This window comes from Streptomyces capoamus (assembly GCF_014654935.1).
Classification (GTDB): domain Bacteria; phylum Actinomycetota; class Actinomycetes; order Streptomycetales; family Streptomycetaceae; genus Streptomyces; species Streptomyces capoamus.
In genome coordinates this window covers 103,269-104,314 of the sequence record NZ_BNBF01000011.1, presented here as the reverse complement: position 1 = coordinate 104,314, position 1,046 = coordinate 103,269, and the positions used below count along the sequence as shown (strand labels likewise).

At 72.4% G+C, this 1,046-nt stretch carries 2 protein-coding genes; both read left to right on the top strand.

Annotated features, from left to right (window positions below; genetic code table 11):
* The coding region (locus IE312_RS40815) for a cytochrome P450 (protein WP_229900107.1) at positions 1 to 719 on the top strand (719 nt) is incomplete at its 5' end.
* Between the two features lie 124 nt (positions 720 to 843).
* On the top strand, positions 844 to 1,046 hold a 203-nt coding region (locus IE312_RS40810), incomplete at its 3' end, for a transglycosylase family protein (protein ID WP_229900105.1).

Genomic DNA, 1,046 nt, shown 5'->3' with positions numbered 1-1,046 from the left:
TGATCCACCGGAAGCGGCAGGCGCTGCCCGCCGAGCCCGCGCCGGGCGAGGACCTGATCTCCGGTCTCATCCGCGCCTCCGACCACGGCGAGCACCTCACCGAGAACGAGGCCGCCGCCATGGCCTTCATCCTGCTGTTCGCCGGCTTCGAGACGACCGTCAACCTCATCGGCAACGGCACCTACGCGCTGCTCACCCACCCCGAGCAGCGCCGCCGGCTGCAGGAGTCCCTGGCGCGGCAGGAGACCGGTCTGCTGGCGACGGGTGTGGAGGAACTCCTGCGCTACGACGGCCCGGTGGAGCTGGCCACTTGGCGGTTCGCCACCGAGCCGCTGACCATCGGCGGGCAGGACATCGCGCCCGGCGATCCGGTGCTCGTCGTCCTCGCCGCGGCCGACCGGGACCCGGAGCGGTTCGCCGATCCGGACGTGCTGGACCTCGCCCGCCGCGACAACCAGCACCTGGGGTACGGGCACGGCATCCACTACTGCCTCGGCGCGCCGCTCGCCCGCCTGGAGGGCCAGACCGCGCTGGCCACCCTGCTCACCCGCCTGCCGGATCTGCGGCTCGCCGTGGACCCGGCGGAGCTGCGCCGGCGCGGCGGGCTCATCATGCGCGGCCTGCGCACCCTGCCCGTGGAGTTCACGCCGTCCCCGGGCCCGCCGGGCGGGATGGTGACGGACCCTCAGCGAAAAGGTGACAACACCTCAACACTGTGATCTTCACGTGATCTGCGCGGCATGAACTTGTGACAAGTGATCGTCTGCCGATACGTTCACCCATCAGCGCGGCGAGCCGCTCCATCCGCCGCGCCGCTTCTGCTGTCGCTCGAAAGGCTTCCGCATGCTCTCCGGGAACGGTCGACACCGTCGCCCCCGCCAGGCGCCCGCCCTCCTCGTCGCGGCCGGAGTGACCGGCTCCGCCATCGCCATCCCGCTGCTCGGCGCGGCCAGCGCCAACGCGGCCGACGGCACCACGTGGGACAAGGTGGCCGAGTGCGAGAGCGGCGGCTCCTGGAGCGCGGACCCCGGCAACGGGTACTACGG